The sequence below is a fragment of the Streptomyces sp. Tek67B01 genome, assembly GCF_055231995.1.
This window is the reverse complement of the sequence record NZ_JBUYUY010000001.1, coordinates 5,933,696-5,958,007: the sequence shown is the minus strand read 5'-3', so window position 1 is coordinate 5,958,007 and position 24,312 is coordinate 5,933,696. Positions and strand designations below refer to the sequence as shown.

At 74.1% G+C, this 24,312-nt stretch carries 16 protein-coding genes; 6 read left to right on the top strand and 10 right to left on the bottom strand.

Translation table 11 applies throughout. The features are described from left to right. Positions 1-27 precede the first annotated feature (27 nt). A complete protein-coding gene (gene ptsP / locus ACV7NM_RS26845) occupies positions 28-1,698 on the top strand; it encodes a phosphoenolpyruvate--protein phosphotransferase (protein ID WP_463412676.1) in 1,671 nt (556 codons plus the stop codon). Positions 1,699-1,804: 106 nt separating this feature from the next. On the opposite strand, the gene ACV7NM_RS26840 is transcribed toward ptsP, so the two are convergent. Together ACV7NM_RS26840 and ACV7NM_RS26835 are read right to left on the bottom strand one after the other, a co-directional pair. Next, a complete protein-coding gene (locus tag ACV7NM_RS26840; protein WP_463412675.1) occupies positions 1,805-2,788 on the bottom strand; it encodes a hypothetical protein in 984 nt (327 codons plus the stop codon). A gap of 58 nt (positions 2,789-2,846) precedes the next feature. Further along, a complete protein-coding gene (locus ACV7NM_RS26835) occupies positions 2,847-4,823 on the bottom strand; it encodes an acetoacetate--CoA ligase (RefSeq protein ID WP_463412674.1) in 1,977 nt (658 codons plus the stop codon). A 221-nt stretch (positions 4,824-5,044) separates the two neighbouring features. Here ACV7NM_RS26835 and ACV7NM_RS26830 point away from each other — a divergent pair, with 221 nt between their 5' ends. Further along, entirely contained in the window at positions 5,045-7,390 is a 2,346-nt protein-coding gene (locus ACV7NM_RS26830) for a glycoside hydrolase family 31 protein (protein ID WP_463414080.1), read from the top strand. 48 nt (positions 7,391-7,438) lie between these two features. On the opposite strand, the gene ACV7NM_RS26825 is transcribed toward ACV7NM_RS26830, so the two are convergent. Continuing rightward, on the bottom strand, positions 7,439-7,948 hold the full coding sequence (locus tag ACV7NM_RS26825) for an NUDIX domain-containing protein (RefSeq protein ID WP_463412673.1): 510 nt from the start codon (positions 7,946-7,948) through the stop codon (positions 7,439-7,441). Positions 7,949-7,977: 29 nt separating this feature from the next. Here ACV7NM_RS26825 and ACV7NM_RS26820 point away from each other — a divergent pair, with 29 nt between their 5' ends. The 3 genes from ACV7NM_RS26820 to ACV7NM_RS26810 all read left to right on the top strand — a co-directional run bounded on the left by ACV7NM_RS26820 (position 7,978) and on the right by ACV7NM_RS26810 (position 10,467). Further along, positions 7,978-8,661, top strand: coding sequence for a M15 family metallopeptidase (locus ACV7NM_RS26820; protein ID WP_463412672.1), 684 nt, complete (start codon positions 7,978-7,980; stop codon positions 8,659-8,661). 154 nt (positions 8,662-8,815) lie between these two features. Then, complete coding sequence (locus ACV7NM_RS26815; RefSeq protein ID WP_463412671.1) at positions 8,816-9,280, top strand: Zn-ribbon domain-containing OB-fold protein; 465 nt, start codon at positions 8,816-8,818, stop codon at positions 9,278-9,280. Then, a complete protein-coding gene (locus tag ACV7NM_RS26810) occupies positions 9,277-10,467 on the top strand; it encodes a lipid-transfer protein (protein ID WP_463412670.1) in 1,191 nt (396 codons plus the stop codon). The genes ACV7NM_RS26815 and ACV7NM_RS26810 overlap by 4 nt, the downstream gene beginning before the upstream one ends. A gap of 169 nt (positions 10,468-10,636) precedes the next feature. Here ACV7NM_RS26810 and ACV7NM_RS26805 read toward each other — a convergent pair whose 3' ends face one another. The 4 genes from ACV7NM_RS26805 to ACV7NM_RS26790 are packed head-to-tail and all read right to left on the bottom strand — an operon-like array spanning position 10,637 to position 14,984. Then, positions 10,637-11,263 (bottom strand): GTP-binding protein, encoded by a 627-nt coding sequence (locus ACV7NM_RS26805; RefSeq protein ID WP_463412669.1) that lies wholly within the window; start codon positions 11,261-11,263, stop codon positions 10,637-10,639. Further along, on the bottom strand, positions 11,244-11,678 hold the full coding sequence (locus ACV7NM_RS26800) for a DUF742 domain-containing protein (RefSeq protein ID WP_463412668.1): 435 nt from the start codon (positions 11,676-11,678) through the stop codon (positions 11,244-11,246). Before ACV7NM_RS26800 ends, ACV7NM_RS26805 begins: the two co-directional genes overlap by 20 nt. A gap of 10 nt (positions 11,679-11,688) precedes the next feature. Further along, the gene (locus ACV7NM_RS26795) at positions 11,689-12,126 is read right to left on the bottom strand and encodes a roadblock/LC7 domain-containing protein (RefSeq protein WP_136210705.1); all 438 of its coding nucleotides are present in this window, start codon (positions 12,124-12,126) and stop codon (positions 11,689-11,691) included. Next, positions 12,123-14,984 (bottom strand): sensor histidine kinase, encoded by a 2,862-nt coding sequence (locus ACV7NM_RS26790; protein ID WP_463412667.1) that lies wholly within the window; start codon positions 14,982-14,984, stop codon positions 12,123-12,125. Before ACV7NM_RS26790 ends, ACV7NM_RS26795 begins: the two co-directional genes overlap by 4 nt. 398 nt (positions 14,985-15,382) lie before the next feature. Here ACV7NM_RS26790 and ACV7NM_RS26785 point away from each other — a divergent pair, with 398 nt between their 5' ends. Then, positions 15,383-15,862 (top strand): hypothetical protein, encoded by a 480-nt coding sequence (locus tag ACV7NM_RS26785; RefSeq protein ID WP_463412666.1) that lies wholly within the window; start codon positions 15,383-15,385, stop codon positions 15,860-15,862. A 102-nt stretch (positions 15,863-15,964) separates the two neighbouring features. Here ACV7NM_RS26785 and ACV7NM_RS26780 read toward each other — a convergent pair whose 3' ends face one another. The 3 genes from ACV7NM_RS26780 to ACV7NM_RS26770 all read right to left on the bottom strand — a co-directional run bounded on the left by ACV7NM_RS26780 (position 15,965) and on the right by ACV7NM_RS26770 (position 24,232). Next, positions 15,965-20,692, bottom strand: coding sequence for a hypothetical protein (locus ACV7NM_RS26780; protein ID WP_463412665.1), 4,728 nt, complete (start codon positions 20,690-20,692; stop codon positions 15,965-15,967). An 86-nt stretch (positions 20,693-20,778) separates the two neighbouring features. Continuing rightward, positions 20,779-21,681, bottom strand: coding sequence for a hypothetical protein (locus tag ACV7NM_RS26775; RefSeq protein ID WP_463412664.1), 903 nt, complete (start codon positions 21,679-21,681; stop codon positions 20,779-20,781). Positions 21,682-22,675: 994 nt separating this feature from the next. After that, the gene (locus ACV7NM_RS26770) at positions 22,676-24,232 is read right to left on the bottom strand and encodes a hypothetical protein (RefSeq protein ID WP_463414079.1); all 1,557 of its coding nucleotides are present in this window, start codon (positions 24,230-24,232) and stop codon (positions 22,676-22,678) included. Between the last annotated feature and the right edge of the window lie 80 nt (positions 24,233-24,312).

Sequence of the window (24,312 nt, the reverse complement as noted above, 5' to 3'; positions counted from 1 at the left end):
CCCGCCGCTCAATCGGAGACGGGTGAAATGGAGACAACGCTGCGAGGCGTCGGCGTGAGCCACGGTGTGGCGATCGGCGAGGTGCGGCACATGGGTACGGCGGTCCTCGAACCGCCGGCCAAGCAGATCACCGCGGACGAGGCGGAGCGCGAGCAGGGGCGCGCCCGCAAGGCCGTGGAGGCCGTGGCGGCCGACCTCATGGCGCGCGGCCATCTGGCCGGTGGCGAGGCCCAGCACGTGCTGGAGGCCCAGGCGATGATCGCCACGGATCCCGAGCTGATGGCGGACGTGGACCGGCGGATCGCCGTCGGGAGCACCGCTGAGCGTGGGATCTACGACGCGTTCGCCTCCTACCGCGACCTGCTCGCCGGCGCCGGGGAGTACATGGCGGGGCGGGTGGCCGACCTGGACGACGTGCGCAACCGCATCGTGGCGCGCCTGCTGGGCGTGCCGATGCCGGGTGTGCCGGACAGCGACGAGCCGTACGTACTGATCGCGCGGGACTTGGCGCCCGCCGACACCGCGCTGCTCGACCCCGCGCTCGTTCTGGGTTTCGTGACCGAGGAGGGCGGCCCGACCAGCCACAGTGCGATCCTCGCGCGGGCTCTGGGCGTGCCTGCGATCGTCGCGCTGTCGGGGGCCTGTGAGATCGCCGAGGGCACGCTCATCGCGGTCGACGGCAGCACGGGCGACCTGTTCGTGAACCCGTCGGACCAAAAGCGCGGCGAGCTGGAGGCCGCGGCCTCCGAGCGGAAGGCGGCGCTCGCTGCGTCTTCCGGTCCGGGGGCCACTTCCGACGGGCACAAGGTGCCGCTGTTGGCGAACGTGGGCGGTCCGGCGGACGTGCCGGCGGCCGTCGAGGCGGGGGCGGAGGGTGTGGGCCTGTTCCGCACCGAGTTCCTCTTCCTGGACGACAGCAAGAAGGCACCGTCCGAGGAGAAGCAGGTCGAGTCGTACCGCAAGGTACTGGAGGCCTTCCCCGAGGGCCGGGTCGTCGTACGGGTACTGGACGCGGGCGCCGACAAGCCGCTGGACTTCCTGACGCCGGGCGACGAGCCGAACCCGGCTCTGGGCGTGCGCGGTCTGCGGACCCTGCTCGACCACCCGGAGGTGCTGCGTACGCAGCTCTCGGCGCTGGCCAAGGCGGCCGAGGGTCTACCGGTCTACCTGGAGGTCATGGCTCCGATGGTGGCGGACCGGATCGACGCCAGGGCTTTCGCGGACGCCTGCCGCGAGGCGGGGCTGCGGGCGAAGTTCGGGGCGATGGTGGAGATCCCCTCCGCCGCGCTGCGGGCGCGCTCGATCCTGCAGGAGGTCGAGTTCCTGTCGCTGGGAACGAACGACCTCGCGCAGTACGCCTTCGCCGCGGACCGTCAGGTGGGCGCGGTCTCGCGGCTCCAGGATCCGTGGCAGCCGGCGCTGCTGGACCTGATCGCCATGTCCGCCGAGGCCGCCAAGGCGGAGGGCAAGAGCTGTGGCGTCTGCGGTGAGGCCGCTGCCGATCCGCTGTTGGCGTGCGTGTTGACGGGTCTGGGTGTCACCTCCCTTTCGATGGGCGCCGCCTCCATTCCCTACGTGCGGGCGACGCTGGCCAAGCACACGTTGGCGCAGTGCGAGCGTGCCGCGGCCGCGGCGCGTGCGGCCGACACTGCCGAGGAGGCGCGGGTCGCCGCGCAGGCGGTCCTCTCGGGCGAGTAGGAGCGGTTCGCGGCAGGTCGGGTCGAGGGGTCTTCGCCGGTGGCGAGGGCCCCTCGACCGTTTCCCGCACAGATCGGCGCCCGGGGCTCCGCGGTGGGGTCCGCGTTCAGTGGTGGGGGTCCGGATCGTCCACCTCGTAGCCGGGGCAGTACTCCACCCCTGGCTCGGGGGCGACGGGTTCACCGGTGTCGGCGTCGGTGCAGTAGGCGTTGAAGACGGCCGCCGCGGAGAGGGCGACCAGGCGGCCGCGGTCGAGACGCCAGCCGTGGACCCGGTCCGGGGAGTCCTCCGACGTGGTGCGGAGCACGAGTCCTCCGGCGCCCCCGAGGGCGATGCCCGCGGCCAGGACGGTCACGAAGTCCATTCCTTCCCGGCCCTCGATCCGGGGCCGGGAATCTGCTCCGGGCGCCTCGGCGTGCAGGACGGCGACGAGCTGTTCGGTGTCGGTGGGCACGCTGCAGACGAGGTGGTGGTGGCCGGGGCCGGCTCCGTCGACGAGGCGTTTGAGCGCGCCGGTGGCGCGTTCGAAGGAGGCCTGGCCGATGTCCTCGCCGCAATCCGCGCAGGTGCCGACGCCGGCGAGGAGGGTGGTGGCGTACTCCCAGGTGGCCTGCCGTACGGCCTCGTCGAGCAGGAGCGGGAGGAGTTCCGCGACGGGCTGCCCCTTGTAGGTGAGGCCGGCTCCGGCGAGTTCGGCGGTGAAGCGGGTCCGGGCCTCGGCCGTGTCGGCGTCGAGGCCGTGATCCGCGCAGTAGTCGACGTAGTCCTCGGGATCGAAGAGGGCGACGGTGGTGTGGACGCCCCGCGCCGCGAGGGAGCGGAGCAGGGCCTCGACGTGTCCGAGGTAGTCGGCGTAGCCGCAGTGGGCGTCGAAGGGGAAGCTGCCGTATCGGCGCATGGCCGCGAAGTCCCCGGCGTCGGCCAGGAGACCGAGGGTGCTGGGGACTTCGCGGCGCAGTCGGCGGCGCAGCGTTCGGCGGTCGGCGCGGGCGCCGGTCGCTCCCGCGCGGGTGGGCGTGGTGTCAGTGGCGCTGGTGGTACCTGTGGTGTCGACGGTGGTGCTGTCGCCGGTGGCGTTCGTGTGTGGCATGGCTCCCCCTGGGTGTCGCAACGAATTGCTCACTCAGAGTAGTCGCGGCCACTGACAGTCACCTTCGGCCGCGGCCCAGCTCCTCGTAGAAGGCCAGGAGTTCGGGGCGGTCCACCGAGCCGATGTTGACCGCCTTGTCCATCGGGGTGCCCTGGAGGAGGCGCTTGACGGGGACCTCGATGCGCTTGCCGGTGAGGGTGTGCGGCACGGCCGGGATCTCGATGATCTCGTCGGGTACGTGGCGCGGCGAAAGCTCCTCGCGGATCGTCGCCTTGATCCGCGCGCGGAGGTCGTCGTCGAGGGCGGCCCCGGGGGCGAGGTGGACGAACAGCGGCATCCAGTAGCCGCCGTTCGGCTCCTCCAGGCCGATGACGAGGGATTCCTTGATCTCCGGGAGGCGCTCGACGGCTTCGTAGATGTCGGCGGAGCCCATCCGGACGCCCTGCCGGTTGAGCGTGGAGTCGGAGCGGCCGTGGATGATCACCGAGCCCCGGTCGGTGATCGTGATCCAGTCACCGTGCCGCCAGGCGCCGGGGAACATCTCGAAGTAGCTCTCGCGGTAGCGGCTGCCGTCGGGGTCGTTCCAGAAGTGGATCGGCATGGACGGCATGGGGTTGGTGACGACGAGTTCGCCCACCTCCCCGATGAGCGGCTTGCCGGACGGGTCCCATGACTGGAGGTCCGTGCCGAGCGAGGGGGCCTGGAGTTCCCCGATGTGGACGGGGAGGGTGGCCACGGCGCCCGCGAAGCAGCTGCAGACGTCGGTGCCGCCGCTGACCGAGGCGATCCAAAGGTCTTCGGCGACCTCGTCGTGCAGCCAGCGGAAGCCGTCGGGCGGCAGCGGCGAGCCGGTCGTGGCGACGCACTTCACGGCGGACAGGTCGTAGTCGCGCGCGGGGTGGACCTCCGCCTTGCGGCAGGCCATGACGTACGCGGCCGAGGTCCCGTACAAGGTGGCCCCGGTCAGCTCGGCGATGCGCCACTGGGCTCCGGTGTCGGGGTGGCCGGGGCTGCCGTCGTAGAGGACGACCGTCGTCCCGGTGAGCAGACCGGAGACGAGGAGGTTCCACATCATCCAGCCGGTGGAGGTGAACCAGAAGAACCGGTCCTGCGGTCCGAGGTCGCTGTGGAGGCCGAGCTGCTTGAGGTGTTCGAGGAGGATGCCGCCCTGGGACTGGACGATCGCCTTGGGCAGGCCGGTGGTGCCGGAGGAGTAGAGGACCCAGAGCGGGTGGTCGAAGGGGACCTGCTCGAAGACCGGCTCCACGTCGGCCTCGACCAGCTCCGGCCAGGCGAGGGCGCCCTCGGGGGTCGGCGTGCCGAGCAGCGGGATGTGGACGACGGCGCGCAGGGAGGGCAACTCGGCGCGCAGTTCGGCGACGGTCTCGCGGCGGTCGTGCTCCTTGCCGCCGTAGCGGTAGCCGTCGACGGTGAACAGGACGACGGGCTCGACCTGCTGGAAGCGGTCGAGGACGCTGCGGGCGCCGAAGTCGGGGGCACAGGAGGTCCACACGCCGCCGACGGCGGCGGTCGCGAGGAGCGCCACCGCGGCTTCGGCGATGTTGGGCAGGTACCCGCTGACCCGGTCGCCGGGGCGTACCCCGAGGGCGCGCAGCTCGGCGGCCAGCGATCCCACCTGGCGGCGGAGCTCGGCCCAGGTCACGGGGACGGGCCGGTGGGTCTCGTCGACGCACAGCAGTGCCGGGTCCTGGGCCCGGGCCGGGTCTTCGGCCGTGCGCAGGGCGTGCTCGGCGTAGTTGAGGGTGGCGCCGGTGAACCAGCGGGCGCCCGGCATGGAGCGGTCGGCGAGGACCGACTCGTAGGGGGTGGAGAAGCGGACGTCGAACCACTCGGCGACGGCCTGCCAGAAGGTGTCGAGTTCGTCGACGGACCAACTGTGGAGGGCGGGGTAGCCGCCTTCGGCGGGGGCGCCGTGGTGCTCGGCGGCCCATGCCTGGAATGCGGTGATCCGGGCCGCGGCGATCCGTTCGGGGCCCGGGGTCCAGAGGGGTTCCGGCGGGGTGGCTGAGGTCATGGGTCGGCTCCCGGTCGACTGTGTGGTTCGCGCTTCGTGTGCGTACGTTGCCATCGCCCGTTCGGTGGCGCGCGGCGGCTCACAGGGACGATGCCATGTGATCGACATCCGCACCAGAGCCGCCCCCTGCGGTGGTGTGATCGTCCGCCCGGTCCGGTCGGCGGGTGAACGGAAGCTGAACGCAGCCCGCTCGGCCGGGGGGCGGTGGCAGGGTGAGCGCCATGGACGGTCGTGATCTGGTGCGTGGGGTGTGGGAGATCGGTACGGCGCGCGGACGGCGTACTTGGCTCGCGGCGTGGCGGCGACGGCGCGCGGACGCCGAGGGGCCGGCGCGCCGGGGCGCGGAGCGGGCGCGGGTGCCGGGACTACTGACGGGTACGGAGCCCAGGCCGGGCGGGGGTGTGCTGCGCTTCGCGCGCTCGGAGCTGCTGGTGCGGGTGACGGTGGGCGGGGCGGTGTTCTGGGGATGGGACGGGGCGCGGCCCTCGCCCTCGTACGCGGTGGTGGGCGACGGCCCGGAGCCGGATTCGCGGGCCGTGCTGGAACCGGACACGGGGGGCGGCTGGCGGGTGGTGTCGGAGCGGGTGACGGTGGCGGTGTCCCGGCAGGGGGCGGTGGAGGTGCGCACACCGGGCGGGATGGTGCTGCGCCGGGAGTCACCGCCGCGCTGGTGGGAGCCGGTGGAACCGGGCCGTGGCGGGGCGCGGTGGCGGGTGCGGGGGGAGGTGCCGGCGGACGCGCGGTTCTTCGGGTTGGGCGGTCGGGCCGCGGGGCCGCGGCTGCGGGACGGCTCGTACCGGTTGTGGAACACCGACCCGAAGGGTGGTTTCGGGCCCGGTGACGATCCGCTGTACCTGACGATGCCGGTGCAGTGGGTGGTCGCGGACGCGGGGACGCACCTGATGTTCCACGACAACACCTGGGACGGCCAGGTGTTGCTGCGCGAGGGTGAGGAGGGGGCGGGCTCGGGGGCGGACCGGCCCGGGAGCTCGGAGCTGCGCGCGGAGGGCGGGCCGTTGCGCTGCTGGGTGCTGGTGGGGACGCCGGCCCGGGTGTCGCAGGGCTGGTCGGGGCTGACGGGGGCGGCGGCCGTGCCCCCGCAGTGGGCGCTGGGCTACCAGCACGCGCGCTGGGGGTTCGGCAGCGAGGCGGAGGTGCGGCGGGTGGTGGCGGGGTACGCGTCGCGGGGGCTCCCCCTGGCTGCGCTGCACCTGGACATCGACCACTACGACGGGCACCGGGTGTTCACGGTGGACCGGGAGCGGTTCCCTGACCTGCCCGGCCTGGCGGCGGAGTTGGCGGCGGACGGGGTGCGACTGGTGTCGATCGTCGATCCGGCGGTGAAGGCTGGCGACCCCCTGCACACCGCCGGGCTGGCGGTCGGGGAGCGGGGGGCGTTCGTACGCGACGCGCGGGGGCGGGAGGTGCGGGGTGAGGTGTGGCCGGGTGAGTGCGCGTATCCGGACTTCACCGATCCGGCGGTGCGGGAGTGGTGGGGCGGTCTGTACGAGGAGCGCCTCGCGCAGGGCTTCGCCGGTTTCTGGCACGACATGAACGAGCCGGTCGCGTTCGCGGCGTTCGGTGACGCGACGCTTCCTCGTTCGGCGCGGCACGTGCTGGAGGGGGCGGGCGGGGATCACCGGGCCGCGCACAACGTGTACGCGTTGGGCATGGCGCGGGCCGGCTGGGAGGGGCTGCTGCGGCTTCGGCCGGCGGAGCGTCCGTTCCTGTTCTCCCGGTCGGGGTGGGCGGGCATGCAGCGGTACGGGGGCTCGTGGTCCGGCGATGTGGAGACCAGTTGGGAGGGGATGCGGGCCTCCCTCGCGCTGGTGCTGGGGCTGGGCCTGTGCGGAGTGCCGTATTCGGGCCCGGATGTGGGGGGTTTCGGGGGGTCGCCGTCGCCGGAGCTGTTCCTGCGGTGGTTCGAGCTGGGGGCGTTCCTGCCGCTGTTCCGTACGCACGCGGCGATATGGGCGGGCCGGCGGGAGCCTTGGGAGTTCGGTCCGAGGGTTGAGGAGGCGGCGCGGGCGGTGTTGGCGGAGCGGGAGCGGCTGCGGCCCTACTTCGTAACGTTGGCCCACCTGGCGCGGCGGACGGGTGCTCCGTACGTGCGGCCGCTGTGGTGGGGGGCGCCGGAGGACCGGCGGCTGCGTGACTGTGAGGACGCGTTCTTGTTGGGGGACGCGCTGCTGGTGGCGCCGGTGCTGGAGTGCGGGGCGGACCGGCGGGCGGTGCGGCTGCCGCGGGGGCGGTGGTACGACACGGCCACGGGGGCGGCGCACGAGGGCCCGGGCCAGGTGTTGCTGGACGCCCCGCTCGGGCGGACGCCGGTGCTGGCCCGGGCGGGGTCGTTGCTGCCGGTGCGCGGGGTGGACGGCGCGGTGGCGCTGGAGGTGTGGGCTCCGGCGCGGGGGCGGACCGGTGGCGGGGTGGTGGTGCGCGATCCGGGGCCGGGCTTCGAGCCGGGGGAGGTGGAGCGGTACTCCGTCCGGTGGGTCGGGGAGTCGGTGGTGGTGGAGGACGAGGCGGGCGGGCCGGTCGAGGGGGTGGTGGTACGGGGGCTCTAGGACCCGCCGTCGAAGGTCCGCCGGGGCGGGGGCAAGGGCTGGGGGTTCTCAGGCGTACTGGCCGGCGAACCAGGCGCCGACCGCCCGGGTGTGGAGGGGGAAGGCCAGTTCCGCCGGGGCCCGCAGGAGGTGCCAGCCGTCCGTCTCGTCGGTCGGCGCGGAGGGCGGGAGGGAGTCCGCCGGGCGGGTCGGGAGGAGGCCGAAGAGGAGCAGGTGTCCTGCCGACGAGCTGAGGGCGTCGGCCAGGACCACTCCCGAGGCGGGTTCCTCGATGCCCGTCTCCTCCTGGAGTTCCCGTACGACCGCGTCCTGCCACGCCTCGGCGAAGTCGATGAAGCCGCCGGGCAGGGCGACCTCGCCGAGTGCCGGTTCGATGGTGCGGGTGACGACCACGAGGCCGGTGCCCTGCTCGTCCTCGACGGGGAGGAGGGCGACGGCCACGGGGAGCGGGTTGCGGTAGGCGGTGGTTCCGCAGGCGGTGCACGTGCGGGGCCAGTCGGTGGTGTCGAACAGGGCTCCGCAGGTGGAGCAGTGCGAGTCCCTCAGGTGTCCCGGCATCCGGCGATGGTATGCCAAGGGGAATGAGGATGTCGGCCGTCGTGGCCTTGTCGTGGGTGTTGCTCGGCGGGTCGGCGCCGGCCGGTTTCGTGGCGCTGGCGGATGTCGATCCGACCATCGCGCAGGACGTGCGGTACGCGTCGGCGCGGAACTTCACCGGCCGGCCGGTGGTCGGTTACGACGAGCCCGTCTGTCTGCTCGCCCGGCCCGCGGCCGAGGCGCTGCGGCGGGCGCAGCGGGATCTGTCGCGGCTCGGGTACGGGCTGCTGGTCTACGACTGCTACCGGCCGCAGCGGGCGGTCGACGCGTTCGTGCGGTGGGCGGGCGACGCCGGGGACGAGGCGACGAAGGCGGAGTTCTATCCGCGCGTCGACAAGAGCAGGCTGATCCCCGAGGGGTACATCGCGCCGAAGTCGGGGCACAGCCGGGGCAGCACGCTGGACGTGACGCTGGTCGCGCTGCGGGACGGCCGGGCGCTCGACATGGGGACGGTCTTCGACTTCTTCGATCCGCTCTCCCATACGGCCGATCCTCGGGTGGTCGGGCCGGCGCGGGCCCACCGGGAGTTGTTGGGTCGGGCGCTCGCCGCGCGGGGTTTCGTCAACCTGCCGCAGGAGTGGTGGCACTTCACGTACGCGCCGGAGGCCTTCCCCGACACGTACTTCGACTTTCCGGTTTCCGCCGCGCGGGGCGCCGCGTCGGTACGTCGCTGAACCCGTGTGTCCTTGAGCGGCCCGCGTGGCTGGACGGCCCGCGTCGCTGGACGGCTTGCGCGCGGCCGAACCGGTGACCCGGGCGGGGCACTCGTGCCACACTCGCATTCTGACGATCCGTCAGGTCGATCGGTTTGCCAGTGAGGGAGGGGCCTTGGAACGCAACCGCACGCCCGTCGTGAGCGGGTGGTTCACCGGTACGGAGGAGGGCGGGGACTTCCGGCTGCTCGGCACCCGGTGTTCCGCCTGCGCGGCCGTGTTCTTCCCGCGCGAGGACGCGTACTGCCGCAATCCGCACTGCGCGGGAGGCGGTGAACTCGCCGAGGTGCCGCTGTCCCCGCGCGGGCGGATCTGGTCGTACACCGACGGGCGCTACCGGCCGCCCGCGCCGTACGTGTCCGACCCGGACGCGCTCTGGGAGCCGTACACCTTGATCGCGGTGGAACTGGAGGCCGAGGGGATGGTCGTACTGGGTCAGGGGGCGCCGGGGGTGACGGTGGCCGATCTGGCGGTCGGGATGGAGGTCGAGGTGGTCGGCGGGGTGCTGAACGAGGACGCCTCGACGGTGTGGACCACCTGGCGGTTCCGGCCGACGGCCCCGGCGGGGGTGGGCGCGTGAGCTCCGACATCGCCGTGCTGGGGGCCGGCATGCACCCGTGGGGCAAGTGGGGCCGCGGCTTCGTCGAGTACGGGCGGGTCGCCGCGAAGGCGGCGCTGGCCGACGCGGGGCTGGAGTGGACGGACGTACGGTCCATCGTCGGCGCCGACACCGTCCGCTCGGGGTACCCCGGATACGTGGCCGGGGCCACCTTCGCACAGGCGCTCGGCTGGCAGGGCGCGCGCGTGACGAGCGTCTACGCGGCCTGCGCGTCCGGCGCGCAGGCCGTCGGCGCGGCGCGGGCCCAGATCCTGGCGGGCTTGGCCGAGGTGGTGCTGGTGGTGGGGGCCGACGCGGCGCCCAAGGGGTTCTTCGCCCCGGCGGGCGGGGAGCGGCCGGACGATCCGGACTGGCTGCGGTTCCGCGTGTTGGGGGCCACCAACCCGGCGTACTTCGCGCTGTACGCGCGCCGCCGGATGGCGCTCTACGGGGACGCGCCCGAGGATTTCGCGGAGGTGAAGGTCAAGAACTCGGCGGCGGGGGCGCTCAACCCGTACGCCCGCTACCGCAAGACGGTCACCGCCCGGGAGGTGGCGGCCTCGGCGGTCGTCGCCGACCCACTGCGGCTGTTGGACATCTGCGCGACCTCGGACGGGGGCGCGGCCCTCGTGCTGACCAGCATGGATTTCGCGCGCTCGCGCGGGATCGCGGACCCGGTGCGGATCAGGGCGGTGTCGACGGTGACGCCCACGTACCCCCGGACCCTGTTGGACCTGCCGGACATCGCCACCGACGCGGTGACCGCCTGGGCCCCGGCCACCGGATCGTTTCGGGCCTCGATCGCACGGGCCGCGTACGAGGAGGCGGGGTTGGGGCCGCGGGACCTGTCGCTCGCGGAGGTGTACGACCTGTCCACCGCGCTGGAGCTCCAGTGGTACGAGGACATCGGGCTGTGCGGCGAGGGCGAGGGGGCCAAGCTGCTGCGGGAGGGGGCGACGACGCTCGGCGGCCGGATTCCGGTGAACACCAGTGGAGGACTGTCCTCGTTCGGGGAGGCGGTCCCGGCGCAGGCCATAGCCCAGGTGTGCGAGCTGACATGGCAGTTGCGGGGCGTCGCCGGGGACCGGCAGGTCCCGGGAGCCAGGGCTGGGATCACCGCCAACCAGGGGCTGTTCGGCCACGGTTCGGCGGTCGTCGCGGTGCGGTAGACCCCTTGACCGGCGGGTGCTGTCCGAACGCTTGACGGCCCACGACGGCGGGTTCACACTTCCCCCACGGTCCCGAGCACGACCGGGATTCCCGAACCCCCCATGAGAGCCGCGGCCCGTACCCCAGTCGGCGGGGGTACGGGCCGCCTCCGCGCGCTCGCGCCTGGCGTCAGGCTCCGGCCGTCAGGCTGTGGCGTCGGGCCCGGGCCAGCGACATGGCGTGTTCCACGACCCCGACGAGCACGTCCTTGACCGACTCGCGGTCGCGCGCGTCGGTGAGCAGCACCGGCACCTCGGGGTCGAGGTCGAGAGCCTCGCGCACGGTCACCACGGGGTGTCGGTCGGCGCCGTCGAAGCAGTTGACCGCGACGACGAACGGGATGCCGCGCCGCTCGAAGTAGTCGATGGCGGCGAAACAGTCCGCGAGGCGGCGGGTGTCGGCGAGGACCACGGCGCCGAGCGCCCCCTGGGCCAGCTCGTCCCACAGGAACCAGAAGCGGTCCTGGCCGGGCGTGCCGAAGAGGTAGAGCACCAGGTCCTCGCGGAGGGTGATGCGGCCGAAGTCCATGGCCACGGTCGTGGTGCTCTTGCCCTCCACTCCCCCGGTGTCGTCGATGCCGATGCCCGGCTCGGAGAGGCGTTCCTCCGTCCGTAGCGGTCTGATCTCACTCACCGCACTGACCAGGGTGGTCTTGCCCACCCCGAAGCCGCCCGCGACCAGGATCTTGAGGGTCAGCGGCTCGACCGGCGACACGGCATGCATGGCGCCGGTGCGGCTAGAGCGCCCGAAGGCCATCGATCACCTCACGCAGAATGGATTCGTCGGGCAGTTCGGCCGGTGGTACCGGCCGCGTCACGTGGACCAGTTCGTCGTCGACGAGGTCGCCGATCAGGACACGGACGACACCGACCGCGAGGTCGAGGTCGGCCGCCAGTTCCGCGACGGACTGGGGGCGTTCCCGGCACATGCCCAGGATGTGGGCGTGTTCCGGGGACAGGGTCAGGTCCCAGACCGGATCGTCGGCCGCCGGTTCGGCGACGACGAGCGCGATCAGGTCGAGACGGTGCTGGCCCGCGTGGCTGGTGCGGCCGCGGGTCATGGCGTACGGGCGCACGACGGGGCCCGCCTCGTCGTCGAACCAGTGCGGGTGCGCGGGATCGTCCGCGCCGCCCGGGGGTTGCTCGGGGTGGTACCGGCCTGAATCGCTCATGCCGTCCGTCTCACCCTCCGGCTGGCAGCCCGGAGCGCGGGGCGGTCGCCAGGTGGTCGCCGACGCGCTTGACCATGAGGGTCATCTCGTACGCGACCTGACCGACATCGGACTCGGCGTCGGCCAGCACGGCCAGACAGCTGCCGTCGCCGGCGGCCATGACGAACAGGAAGGCCTCGTCCAGTTCGACGACGGTCTGACGGACGCCGCCGGAGTCGAAGTGCCGGCCGACGCCCTTGGCCAGGCTGTGGAAGCCGGAGGCGACGGCCGCGAGGTGCTCGCTGTCCTCCCGGGTCAGGTCCTTGGAGCTGCCGGTGGGCAGCCCGTCGCCGGAGAGGACGACCGCCTTGCGGATGCTGCCGACCTTGTCGACGAGCTCGTCGAGGAGCCAGTTGAGCGGGCCGGAGCCGCGGCTCCTGGTGTCGTTGCCGGTCTGCGGTGCGGTCATCGACCGTCCCCTTCGTTCTCGGATCCGCGGCCCGGGGCGGCGGGTGTGCCGGCCTCGGCCTCGGACTGCTGCGGTGCGTGCTGGTTGCGGCCCGCCGTCCAGCCGCGCTGGAGGGCGGACATGCGCGTACGTACGTCCTCCGCGTCGCGGTCGGTGACCGGGTTCGCGGTGGTGTCGGCCGATGCCGCGGCCGGGGCGTTCTTGAGTTGCGGCGCCAGGTTGGCCTGGCGGACCCGCCGGGGTAGGCCGCCGGGAGCGGGCGTGCTCGCGCCGGCCGTCCCGGCGCGGGTCGTCTCCTGCCCCTGACCGGCCCGTCCGACCATCGACACGGGGCGCGGTTCGACGCGGCGTCCGTGGTCGGCGACCAGGGTCGGGGTCGGGCGGCGGCGGGGCAGGGGGATCGCCCCCGCGGGGCGCGGGCTCTCGGAGTCGGGGCGCGGGCGCTCCACGCGGACGGGGCCGGTCGGTGTGGTGCCTTCGCGGTCGCCGGTCGGGTCCGGGCCCCGGTCTCGGTGGCGTTCGCCGAGCCGGTCGGCCTTGCGGGCGCCGGAGCGCTCCGTGTACCGGTCGGTGCCCGGCCGGGCCGCGGAGCGGAGTCCGAGGACGGCGCCGGGGATACCGGCGGGCGGGGTCTCGTCGTCGAGGGTGGCCATCGGGGGGCGGCCGCCGACGCCGGTGAGGCCGGTGATGCCGGTGATGCCGGTGGCGGCCTCGTCGAGGGCCGCGGGGTCGTCGTCCAGCCCGTCGACCCCGTCCAGGCCGAGGACACCGAGCGGGTCCTCCAGCTCGACGGGGCCGTTCAGCACCCCGGTGGGCAGGGGCCGGCCGGCCGAAATGCCACCGAGGGCCGCGGAACCGCCCTTGCCGGAGGTCACCGGCCGGGCGTTCTTGCCGGGCTTGGCGTTCGTGCCGGCCTTGGCGTTCTTGAGCCCGTCGAGACGGATGCCGGTGCCGTTGGTGTCGGGAGCGTCCGTGAGCAGTTCCACCGGGAGGAAGACCACGGCGGTGGTGCCCCCGTACGGGCTCGGCTGGAGGACCACCTTGACGCCGTGGCGCCGGGCGAGGCGGCTGACGACGAACAGGCCGAGCCGGTCGGTGTCGGAGAGCTCGAAGTCGGGGCTCTCGGCGAGGCGGAGGTTCGCGTCGAGCAGTGCCTCGGGGGTCATGCCCAGACCCCGGTCGTGGATCTCCAGGGTGAAGCCGTTGGCCACGCGTTCGCCGTGGACCTGGACCGCGGTGTGCGGCGGGGAGAACACGGTCGCGTTCTCCAGGAGTTCGGCGACGAGGTGGGTGACGTCGGCCACGGCCGGGCCCTCGATGCCGATGCGCGGAAGCCTGCGCACCTCGATGCGCTCGTAGTCCTCGACCTCCGCGACGGCGGCCCGAACGACGTCCATCAGTTGCACGGGCTTGCGCCACTGGCGGGAGGGCGCGGCGCCGGAGAGGATCACCAGGCCCTCGGCGTGCCGGCGCATGCGGGTGGTCATGTGGTCGAGGCGGAAGAGGTCGGCCAGTTCCTCGGTGTCCTCGGTGCGGCGCTCCATGGTGTCGAGCAGTGTCAGTTGGCGGTGCAGCAGTACCTGGTTGCGGCGCGCCAGGTTGACGAAGACCTCGGAGACGCCCCGGCGCAGTTCCGCCTGCTTGACGGCGGCCTCGACGGCGGCGCGCTGGAGGCTGTTGAGGGCGAGGGCGACTTGGCCGACCTCGTCCTTCTCGAATTCGAGCCTCGGCGCCTCGGTCTCCACGTCGATCTGCTCGCCGGCCGCGAGGCGGCGCATCACGCTGGGCAGCCGGACACCGGAGGCCTCGTGGGCGTCCTTGCGGAGTCGGGACAGGTCGCGGACGAGGTCGCGGCCGATGCGGACGGACATGACGAGGGAGACGATCAGGGCGATGAAGCCGAGGATGCCGGCGACGGCCGCCTGGATCAGCACCTTCATGGCGACGGGCTTGACGCGCTCCTGGTAGCGGTCGCCGGCGGCGGTGTTCATGTCGGCGAGGTCGCCGAGCACCTTGGCGGCGGCCTCGTCCCACTGGCCTGCGGTGAGGGTGCGCGGGGGCTTGGCCGCGCCGCCGGAGATGAATCGTTCCTCGGCGTCGCGCAGCGCCTTGGTCTCCGGGCCGGACCAGTACTGCTCGAAGACGTCGCGGTCGTCGGCGGGGAGGATCGCGAGGTTGAAGTCGTAGAGCAGCGCGCGGTTGGCGGTGTAGTCGGAGACGCTGCGGACGTCGGCGGCGCCGATGTTGCGGGCGGCGAGGGCGGAGGCGATGACGGCGTCCTCGCGGGAGAGCGTCTCGCGCGCGCGGGTGACGCCGACGAGGGCGCGCCCCTGCTTGTCCATCTCCACGTCCTCCAGGGCGTGGAGGTTCATCAGGAATTCGTAGCAGGGGTCGACGAGCCGGCTGTACAGGTCCAGGGCCTGGCCGGGGGCGAGGCTGTTCTGGTCGACGGAATGCCGCAGCGCCGCGATGCCGTGGAAGGCGTCGAGGATGGAGCGCAGCCGCTGAGCGTTGGCGGGGCTGAGCTGGTCGACGACCTTGGGGTTGGAGGCGTTCGCGGTGATGTCCTGGACGGCCGCGTCGGTGGCGGTACGGCTCCTGGCGAGTTCGGCGGTGGCGGCCGAGGCTCGGGGGTCCCCGATGACGACGAGCGTCTGGCGGCGTTCCTTCTGCAGGACGCGCACGACGTCCTCGATGGGGTAGCCGACCTTGGCGATGACGGGGACGACGCCGAGGAGCTGCACGGCTTGACGTCCGGTGATGAAGGTGGCGAAGCCCCAGAGGGCGGTCAGGGAGACGAGCGGCACGAGGAGCAACGCCACGATCTTCCTGCGGATCGACTTTCCGCGAAAGCGCATGGCCTCCCCAGCCTCCCCCAGGTCAACCCCGTTGCCGGGGGTCGGTGTTCCGTCATTTAAACGGCGTGAGCCTACTACTGCCGGGGAGCGGCTTCGAAGGCGTGTCCGGACGTTTTCGGACTGCCCCCCTTGTGAAGATCATGAGTTGTCCTTTGCTTCCGGGCAAGTCAGGCCCGGTATATGGCACATGACAGCAGGTGGGGTACCGGTTCCCGCTCTCGGATGGATGGCTGGAATTCCGCCTCCCGCCGACGGTTCGGGCCGCCGAGAACCGGTTTTCCGTTCCGGGAATCTCCCGGTCCCGCCGATCGTCTGACAGGTAGGACGGTCGAAACACCACATGGGGGTATGAGGTGGGGGTAAGCAACGCGGACCGTGCGGTGGGGAGTGAGCGGACCATGAGCACGACGGACGACGCAGTGATGGACGACGCGATGACGGAGGACACGGCGTACGCGGAGTACAGCGGGGCCGGGACGACGGCCACGAGGCGGTCGTTGTGGGTGGAGGAGCCGGCGCGCCGGTACCGGATGCCCGATCCGGTGCGGGCTTCGGCGGTGCGGGCGGCGCTGATAGTGGCCCTGACCCTGATGCAGGCGACGGTGAGTTTCTTCCTCGCGCTCACCGGCTCCTGGCTCGCGCTGCCGATGGTGCTCGGCGCGATAGCCGGGACGGTGGTGGCCACCTGGGCCGTGCTGGACGTGTTGATCACCCGACAGATGTGGAACCAGCGGCACGGGGTGCTGTCCCAGCCGAGCAGCACGGCGCGCGGTCGGGAGGAACGTCGGGTCGGCCGGGAGTCCCGTGCGGGGGCGTCCGGCCGGGTGCCCCGCATACGCGCGGCCGAGGGCGGCCGGCTGGCTGCCCACGGCCGCTGACGGTACCGGACCATCGACGGTGCGAGGCTGCTGACGGGACGGGGTCGCTGACGGGCCGGGGCGGTCGGGGCGGCCGTCGGAACGGTCGCCCCTCGCCGGGTGTCAGGCGCCCGTGGTCGAGCGGCGGAACATGCGGGTCGCCGTGATCTCGCCGTGGATGGTCTCGCCGTCGGTGGACTGCTGTGGCAGGCCCGGGCGCAGGTGCTCCTCGACGCTGATGTACTTCAGGCCCGCGCGCAGGTCCGCGTCGTTGCGCAGCCGGATGACCAACGGGAATTCCGCGAGGGCCGTGGTGTCGAACAGGCCTGTGGTGTAAAGGAGTTGGACACCGAGCGCGTCGGAGACGGCCCGCTGGAGTTCCAGGAGGTACGTGGCGTTCGCGCGGCCGATGGGGTTGTCCAGGAACAGCGTGCCCGCGTGGCGGTGCTTGTCGCGGCCGCGGTCGTTGCTGCGCAGTGCCGCCATCGTGCAGTAGAGGGCGATCGCGGCGGTGAGCAGCTGGCCGCCGGAGAAGACGTCGCCCATCTGTCCGACCGGGACCCGCTCGGCGCGCAGTACCGCGTCCGGCTTGAGGATCTCCACGGCGATGCCCTTGGGCTCCAGGGCCGCCTGGACTCCGCGCAGCAGCAGGGACATGCCGTCGCGGCGGCCTTCGCCGAAGGAGGCGGCGCTGTTCTTCTTGACGGCGGCGCGGGTGGCTTCGTCGATGACCTCGCCGAGCCGCTCGGTGAGGGTGGCCTGGTCGGGCTCCTCGAAGCGGATCCGGAGGAACTCCTGGCCCGACCACTCCCCCAGGCCCTCGGGGAGCTGGGAGAGCCGCTGGGCGGAGCGCAGGGTGGCCAGCGCGGATTCGACCAGGCCGCGCAGCCGGTCGACGATGCTGTCGCGGTTGCGCTCCAACTGCGCGAGTTCGTCGGTGAGCACCCGCAGTCGAGGGGCGAAGGCGGTGGCCCAGGCCGCCGCGTGCTCCGGCAGGGCGGAGGCGGGCAGTTCGCGGATCTGCTGGCGCGCGGGGGTGCGTACCTGCTCGTAGCGGTTGGCGTTGGCGTGGCGGACCAGGATGTCGCTCGCCTCGCGGACGGCGGACTCGGCGGCGGACAGGTCGGCCGCGCAGGCGCGCAGCGAGCGACGGGTCTCGGCGGCGGACTGGCGGGCCTCCTCCAGGCTGCCCCGGTGGGGCGCCGGCTCCTGCTCGTCCTCCTGCTGCGTGTGGTCGCGCAGCAGGTCCCGCAGGATGGCGGCGGTCTCGTCGAAGCCGCCCGCCCCGTCCTCGGCGGTGCGGTGGGCGCGCAGCAGGTCTGCGTGCGCGGCGCGGGCGCCCTCGACGGCGGCGGTGTGGGCGGCGACCTGCGCCGTGGCGGTGCGCAGCAGGTTCTGGGCGTGCTCGACGTCCCCGGGGACCAGCTCCTGCGGCAGGTCGGTGTGCGCCTCGCCGTCGGCGGGGGCGTGCCGTTCCGCCTCGCCGCGCAGCCGGCCGAGTTGCTCGCTCGCCGCCGACGCCCTTGATTCCAGCATCTGTACCAGGGCCTCGGCGCGGGCGGCGGCGGCTTGCCGGGAGGGGCCGTCGGCGCCGTCGGTGCCTTCGAGGAGCTGTGCGGCGCGGGTGCGGACCTTGTTGGTGAGCCGGTCGAGTTCGGCGAGGGCGGCGCTCTCGTCGCTTTCGGCGCGGGCCTGTTCGGCGCGCAGGTCGGCGCCGACGCCGACCTTCTCGTAGAGCCGGGAGGCGGCGCGGTAGGCCTCGCGGAGGTCCGGCAGGGGGGCCTTGGGCGTGCCGTCGTCCGCGGGGAGGGGGTCGGGGGCGCCGGCGATGTCGGCGCGCTCGGCGCGCAGCGCGCGGGCGGTGCGCCGGGCGTCGTCGGCGGCCCGCTGGGCGGCTCGCCGGTCCTCGTCGGCGGCGCGGGCGCGGTCCAGGCACGTTTCGGCGCGGGCCTCGGACTCGGTCGCCTCGTCGGCGAGTACCCGCAGCCGGGCCTGCCAGCCTGAGCGCTCGCGCAGGCGGTAGGCGAGGCCGGAGAGGGCGTCGGCGGCCCGGCGGGCGCGCTGGGCGGCGTCCTGGCGCTCGTCGCGGACCCGGGCGGCGTCGGCGGCGGCTTCGTCTGCCTCGGCGCGTACGGTACGGGCCTCCGCGAGCTCGGCGTCGCATTCCTCGGCGAACGACCGTGCGACCTTGGCGTGTTCGGCGAGTTCGGCGAGGCGGCCGGGCGGGCAGCCGGTGCGCCAGGAGGCGAGCCGGGCGGCGAGTTCACGGTCGCCGGAGAGGCGGCCGGCGAGTTCGCGGATCTCGGTGTCCCGGGCGGTGGCGCGGGTGCGCAGCGCCTGGCGTTCCTCGTCGGCGGCGTGTTCGTCGTGCATGGCCGGGTTCGGCGGGACGATGAAGATGCCGGACGCCCCGGCGCCGTCGCCGGCGCCCGCCGGAGGCACGGGGGCCAGCAGTGCGGCGGCGGTGCCGACGGCCACGGTGGAGCGGGGCAGCAGGGCGGCGCCGGAGAGGACCTCCCGGGCGCGGGAGTGGGTGTCGGGGTCGGTGATGACTACGCCGTCGACGAGCTCGGGCCGGGCGGCGAGGACGGCGGCGTGGTCGGCGGGGTCGACGGCCTGGGCGAGGTAGCGCCAGCCGGGGAGGGCGGGGATGCCGTGTTCGCCGAGGTATTCGACGGTGGCGAGCACGTCGGGGCCGGGCGGCAGGAGGCCGCCGTCGCCGAGGGCGCCGAGGATGCGGGCGTCGTCGGCGGCGGCGGTGCGCAGCTCGAACAGCTGGCGTTCGGCGGCGGCGACCTGGTCGGTCAGCAGGGTGCGCAGGTCCTCGGCGCCCCGGTCGAGGTCGGCGGCGGTGAGCCTGCCGGCGCTCGCCGTCAGCACCGGACCGCCCGGGCGGTGGCCCTCGGCCGGGCGGTGGCCGGCGGCGGGGTGGCTCCTGTCGGCCGGATGGTTCCCGTCGGCCGTGCCCTCGCCGGCGCGGGGGCCCGGGACGTGGGCGTCGGGGACCGCGGGAAGACCGAGGAGTTCAGCCAGGCGTGGGGCGGCGGCGAGGGAGTCGGCGGCGCGCTGCTCCGCGGCGTGGGCGGCCTCGGCGGCTTCGGCCGCGTCCGCCGCGCGGGCGGCGGTGAGTTCGGCGCGGGCTTCGCCGGCCGCGGCCTCGCGGGCGGTCTCGGCGGCGGCATGGGCCGCCTCGCGGGACTCGTCCCAGGCGGCGACGGCGCTCTTCTCGGCGTCGCTCGCGGCGAGGGCCGCGCGGGCCGGGTCGGCGTTGGGCGCCGAGTCGTCGAGCCAGCCGGCCCGTACCGCTTCGGCGGTCTCCTGTTCGACCTCCGACAGGCGGGCGCGGAGGTGTTCGGCCTCGCTGCGGGCACGCTGGGCGGCCGTGGCGGCGGCGGTGGCGTCGCGGTGGGCGGCTTCGCCCGCGGCCTGGAGGACGGCGGAACGCTCCTCCTCCTCGTTGGCCCGCGCCTCACCCTGCTCGGCGGCGGTGTGCAGGGCCCGTACGAGTTCGGTGGCGGCCGTGGCGCGGGCGGCCAGGGCCGGGGCGGCGTCGCGCTCGGCCTCCAGGATGGCGGAGGCGACCCGGGCGGAGCGGTCGGCGGCGGCGCGGTGGCGCAGTACGGTCTCGGCGGCCTGCCAGGCGGAGTGCAGGGTGCGGGCTTCGAGGAGTTCGCGGCGCTGGGCGGCCGCGGCCTTGTCGGCGACGGTCAGGGCCAGTGAGGCGTGCCGGTAGGCGAGTTCGGCGGCGATGGCGGCGCTGCGCTCGCGCGCGGACTCGGCGACGGTCACGGCGTGGGCCGCGCCGGTCACCCGCTCGGCGAGTTCGGCGGCCCGGCCGCGCTCCTGCGCGGCGCGGGCGGACAGGCGCCGGGCGAGGGTGCGCGTACGGCGTTCGGCGCCCGCGTGGACGTCGCGCAGCCGGGAGCGGGTCTCGGCGGCCTCGACGATCTTGGTGAGGAGTTCCACCGACCCGGCCGTGAAGTCCCGTTCGGCCATCAGCTCGGAGCGGCGGCCGAGTTTGTTGCCGAAGCCGTGGACGAGGTCGGCGAGGCCGTCGGTGTCCCGGGTGTCGGTGACGGCGCGCAGCAGGAGGTCGGTGAAGTCGGAGTCCTTCTTGACCGCGAAGAGGCCGGCGGCCTCGCCCTCGTCGGCGTTCATCTCGCGCTGGTAGCGGAAGAGTTCGGGGTCCAGGCCGAGGTCGGTGAGGTGTTCGTTCCAGCGGTCGTGGATCTCCTCCCAGTACACCTCCAGGTGCGGGTACGTCTTGCCGGCCTCGGTGAGCGAGTCGCGGAAGCCCTTCATGGTGCGCCGGCGACCCTGGGCGCCGGAGGCGCCTTCGACGGGCGGGCGCACGGCGGTGGCTTCGGCGACGGGCAGGTTGTCGAGGCTCAGGCCCGGTCCGGGGCGGAAGGAGTACCAGGCCTCCGCGAACTTGCGCGGGTCGTTGGAGACCTGCCGGCCACGCCATTCGCTGACCTTGCCCACGACGACGCATTCGCCGGTCTGGGTGTGTTGCCACTCCAGGGCGACGTGGCCGCAGTCGTCGGCGAGCAGGAACTTGCGCAGCACGCCGGAGCTGGCACCGCCGAGGGTGTTGCGGTGGCCGGGCAGCATGACCGAGAAGATCAGCTTCAGCAGGACGGACTTGCCGCCGCCGTTCTCCAGGAAGAGCACGCCCGCGGGCGCGGGCCGGCGGGGCGGGCCCGTCGGCTCGTCCTCGAAGAACTCCGCCTGGGCGGGCGCCGGGTGGGGCACCGGCTCGCCGACTCCGCGCAGGTCGAGCACGGTGTCGGCGTAGCGTGCGCCGGCGGGCCCGATGGAGTAGAGGCGGATCCGGGACAGCTCGTACATGGCGGCGGGTTCTCGCGGTCTCTCGTGGTGCGTACGGGGATGAGGGGTGCGTCTACGGGGATCGGGGGTGCGTACGGGGGCGGGGCTCAGGCGTGGAAGGGCAGGCCGGCGTCGGCGGCGAGCTCCAGGTCGTCGCCGTCGGGCGGCGGCAGGAGGGAGGCGGAGCCGTCGCTGACGGGGACCACGCCGAGCTCCAGGAGTTCGGCCATGGCCGCGCTGCCGGCCATGTCGCGGACCTGGAGCTGGTAGCGGGGGGTGGTGCGGTAGGTGCCGCCGGAGTCGTCGCCGGTGCGCTGGAGGAAGCCGGACTCGGTGAGGAAGGCGGCGGCCTTGCCGACGATGCCGGTGGTGGAACCGGCCAGGCGGCGGGCGTCCTTGGTGGCGCCGGTGGCGCTGCGGCGGGCGTAGACCCGCCAGGCGGCCTCCAGGCCCGGGGCGTCGGAGGCGGGGTCGGTGTTCTCGCCGAGCTCCTCGGCGCGCTCCTCCAGGCGGCGGCAGGTCTGCCGGACGAAGGAGTCGACGCCGTTGACGGTGATCCGGCCGATGTAGCCGTCGTCGGCGAGGTCCTCGGGCCGGGGGAAGGCGAGGGCGGCGACGGCGAGGTGGGCGAGGCCGTGCAGGAAGCGGTCGCCGCCGTCGGCGGCGGTACGGCGGGCGTAGTCGCCCATCCGGACGGCGAAGACGGAGTCCTCGTCGGCTGCCACCGCCATGCCGGCGCGGGGCGAGACCTCCAGCACGACTAGTCCGAGGCCGGTGGCGACGGCGTCGGCGAGGCGGCCGAAGGCGGGTTCCTCGCGGTAGCGGCGCAGCAGTTCGGCGTATTCGGCGTCGCGGGCCGGGAGCAGCTTGGGCTGGAGCCCGAAGGCGACGAGGCGGGCCGCGTCGGCGGCGTCGGCCGGGGTCACGGCCGCGGCGCCGGGCGCCGGCGGCGGCCCCGAGGGCGCGTCGGGCTCGCCCCACGCGGGGGCTTCGGCGTGGTGGTCGCTCACGGGTGGTGCCTTTCGTGGTGTGCGGTGGTCTCGGCGGCGGTCGCCGGGGTGGCCGGCGGCCGGCCAGGGCCTGGTCGTCGCGGCTCCCGGCGGAGCCCGGCCCGGCAGCCGGGCCCGACGGGCGGCCGGCATGGCGGGACCGTGGGGCCGGGGCTCGCGACCGTGACGCCGACCGGCCCGTAGACCAACGCGCCCGCCGAACCGGAGATCAGCGCGGCAGAGGCCCCGAAGGGCAGCGCGGTCCAGAGCCCGGAGGCCGGCACGGCGGTGGCCCCGAAGGCCGGCACGGCAGAAAGCAGTGGGCCCGGCGCCGCACAGACCCCCGAGGCCGACGCGGCAAAAGCCTCGGAGCCGAGCACGGCGGAGGAGTCAGGGGCCGGCACGGCAAAGGCCCCCGAGGCCGCCACGGCAGAGAGCACTGAGGCCGGCGCGGCGGTGGCCCCGAAGGCCGGCACGGCAGAAAGCAGTGGGCCCGGCGCCGCACAGACCCCCGAGGCCGACGCGGCAAAAGCCTCGGAGCCGAGCACGGCGGAGAGGTCGGGGGCCGGCGCCGCAGAGGGAACTGAGGGCAGCGCGGCGGAGGGCGCGGGGGTGGTCGCGGGAGTCATGCCGGTGGCCCGCCCCGCCATCGCCGCGGCGAGCGGCCCGGGGCCGGGGGCCGCCGGCGCTGCGGCGAGCGGCCCCGGAGGTGCCAGGGCGGGGCCGCGAGGTCCCACCCGGCCCGCGACGCGCGGCACGGCGCCTCGCCCCGTTGTCGAGGCGGGCGAGGGCGAGCGGCGACTACGAGCTGCGCCTGCCCCGCCACGCGGTGCGCCGCACCCGGGGGTGCACCGCAGCGAGGGCCGGGGCAGCCGCCGGCCACGCCCTTCGGGCCCCGGCGCTACTACGCGGACCTGCCCTGGGCGGGCGGCCCCGGCAGGCGCGCCGACCCACGGCCCGCGGGACACCGCGGCGGACGGCACGGGTTTCGTCGTGGTGGTCACGGGGGCCGGCGTCACGCCGCCTCCGTCCGGTCGGCGGTCATCGCGGCGGCGTCAAGGAGGGCCGTGCCGACGATCAGGTCGGCGCCGCCGAACTCCGGGTCGTCCAGCTCGGTCCCGTCGTCGACGGCGAACAGCAGCCGCTCCTCACCCTGACGGTAGGCCGTGCCCACCGCGGGGCTCGCCGCGTGCACGGCCAGCAGGGCCACCAGGTACGGCAGTTCGGGGTCGCTGCGCCGGGCCTCGGCGAGCAGGCCGGACAACCGGCGCGGGGCGTCGTGCGGGAGGTCCAGGAGCTCCATGGCCGCGGCGAGCTGCTCCTCGCTGAACCGGCTGTCGTCCGGGGTGGCGATCAGGTCGGGCTCGGGCATCTCCACGCCCAGGTGCTCCCGCTCCGCGGGCGGCGTCAGCAGGATCTCCACCAGGTCGGCGACCCGCACGGAGACGGGGGTGCGCAGACCGGTGCCCCGGGCGAAGAACGCGTCGGTGACCCGGGTGGCCTGCTCCAGCGGCAGCGGCAGCACCGGGGCGATCAGCTGCCCGTACAAGTCGATGCCCGAGCGCGGCGCCGGGGCCGCGAAGGCCTGGCGGTCCTGTTCGGCGCGGAAGAGCGGGCCCGCGTCCAGCAGTCGCGACTGGAGCTGGGTGTGGCGGCGGATGCAGTCCTTGACGATGTCGACCAGCTCGGCAGCGCGCCGCTTGTTGTCGCCTGCCTTTGAACCGTACACAGCCTCGGCCTCGTCGCGGGCCTTGCGGATGTTGGTGAGAATGGCGTTCTCGTGCCGGTAGCGGTCGGCGACGTGCTCAAGGGCCTCGGCGATCATGTCCGGAACGGCTTCGAGCCAGTCCACCGCCCGTACGTTGCGCCGCGTCGCGTCCAGCGTCCGGCGCAGGGTCTCCGCGTACTGGACCGTACGGTAGCGGGCCTGCTCGGCGGCGAGTTGGGCGTCGGCGAGCCGGCCGCGGCTGATCAACACCTCCAGTTTGACCTCGGCGGCGATCTGCGCGCTGGTGACGTCGGTGTCCAGGGCGCCGACGAGTACGTTCACTGCTTCGTCGGTGGTGCGCAGGTACACCGCGCCGCCGTGGCCGGGGACTTCCTCGATGAGCTTGAAGTCGTAGTCCCTGCGGACGTAGACGCCGTCGGGACCGAAGGTGCCGTAGATCGCGCGGAAGCCGCGGTCCACGCTGCCGACGTTGATCAGGTTCTCCAGGACCCAGCGGGCCACCCGCTCGTGCTCGGCGGCGGGCCGGTCCGGCGCCTGGGCGGCGACGCGCGGCAGCAGTCGGGCCACTATCTGCTCGTGGTCGGCGCCGGTGTCGAAGTCCATGTTCAGGGTGACCAGGTCGATCGCGGCCAGCGCGACCTCCGCCATCGCGTAGACCCCGTACTCGCCGGCCAGGTTGGCCTTGCGGACGTCGAGGTCGTGCAGCGGGGCGGTGCAGGCGAGGGCGCGCAGCCGCCGGGCCAGGCCCTCGTCGGCGGCCGGGCCCGGCGCCGGGGACGTAAGGGGCTTCGCCGGGGCAGGGAGAGTCACGACGGAAAGACTAGGCGCTGACACGGACAACATCCCAAACGGCACGGATCGGCCGATCCTCCCCGGGCGGGGTGCGCGGCCCGCCGCGGAGCGACCCCTTGTGGGGGCGTTCC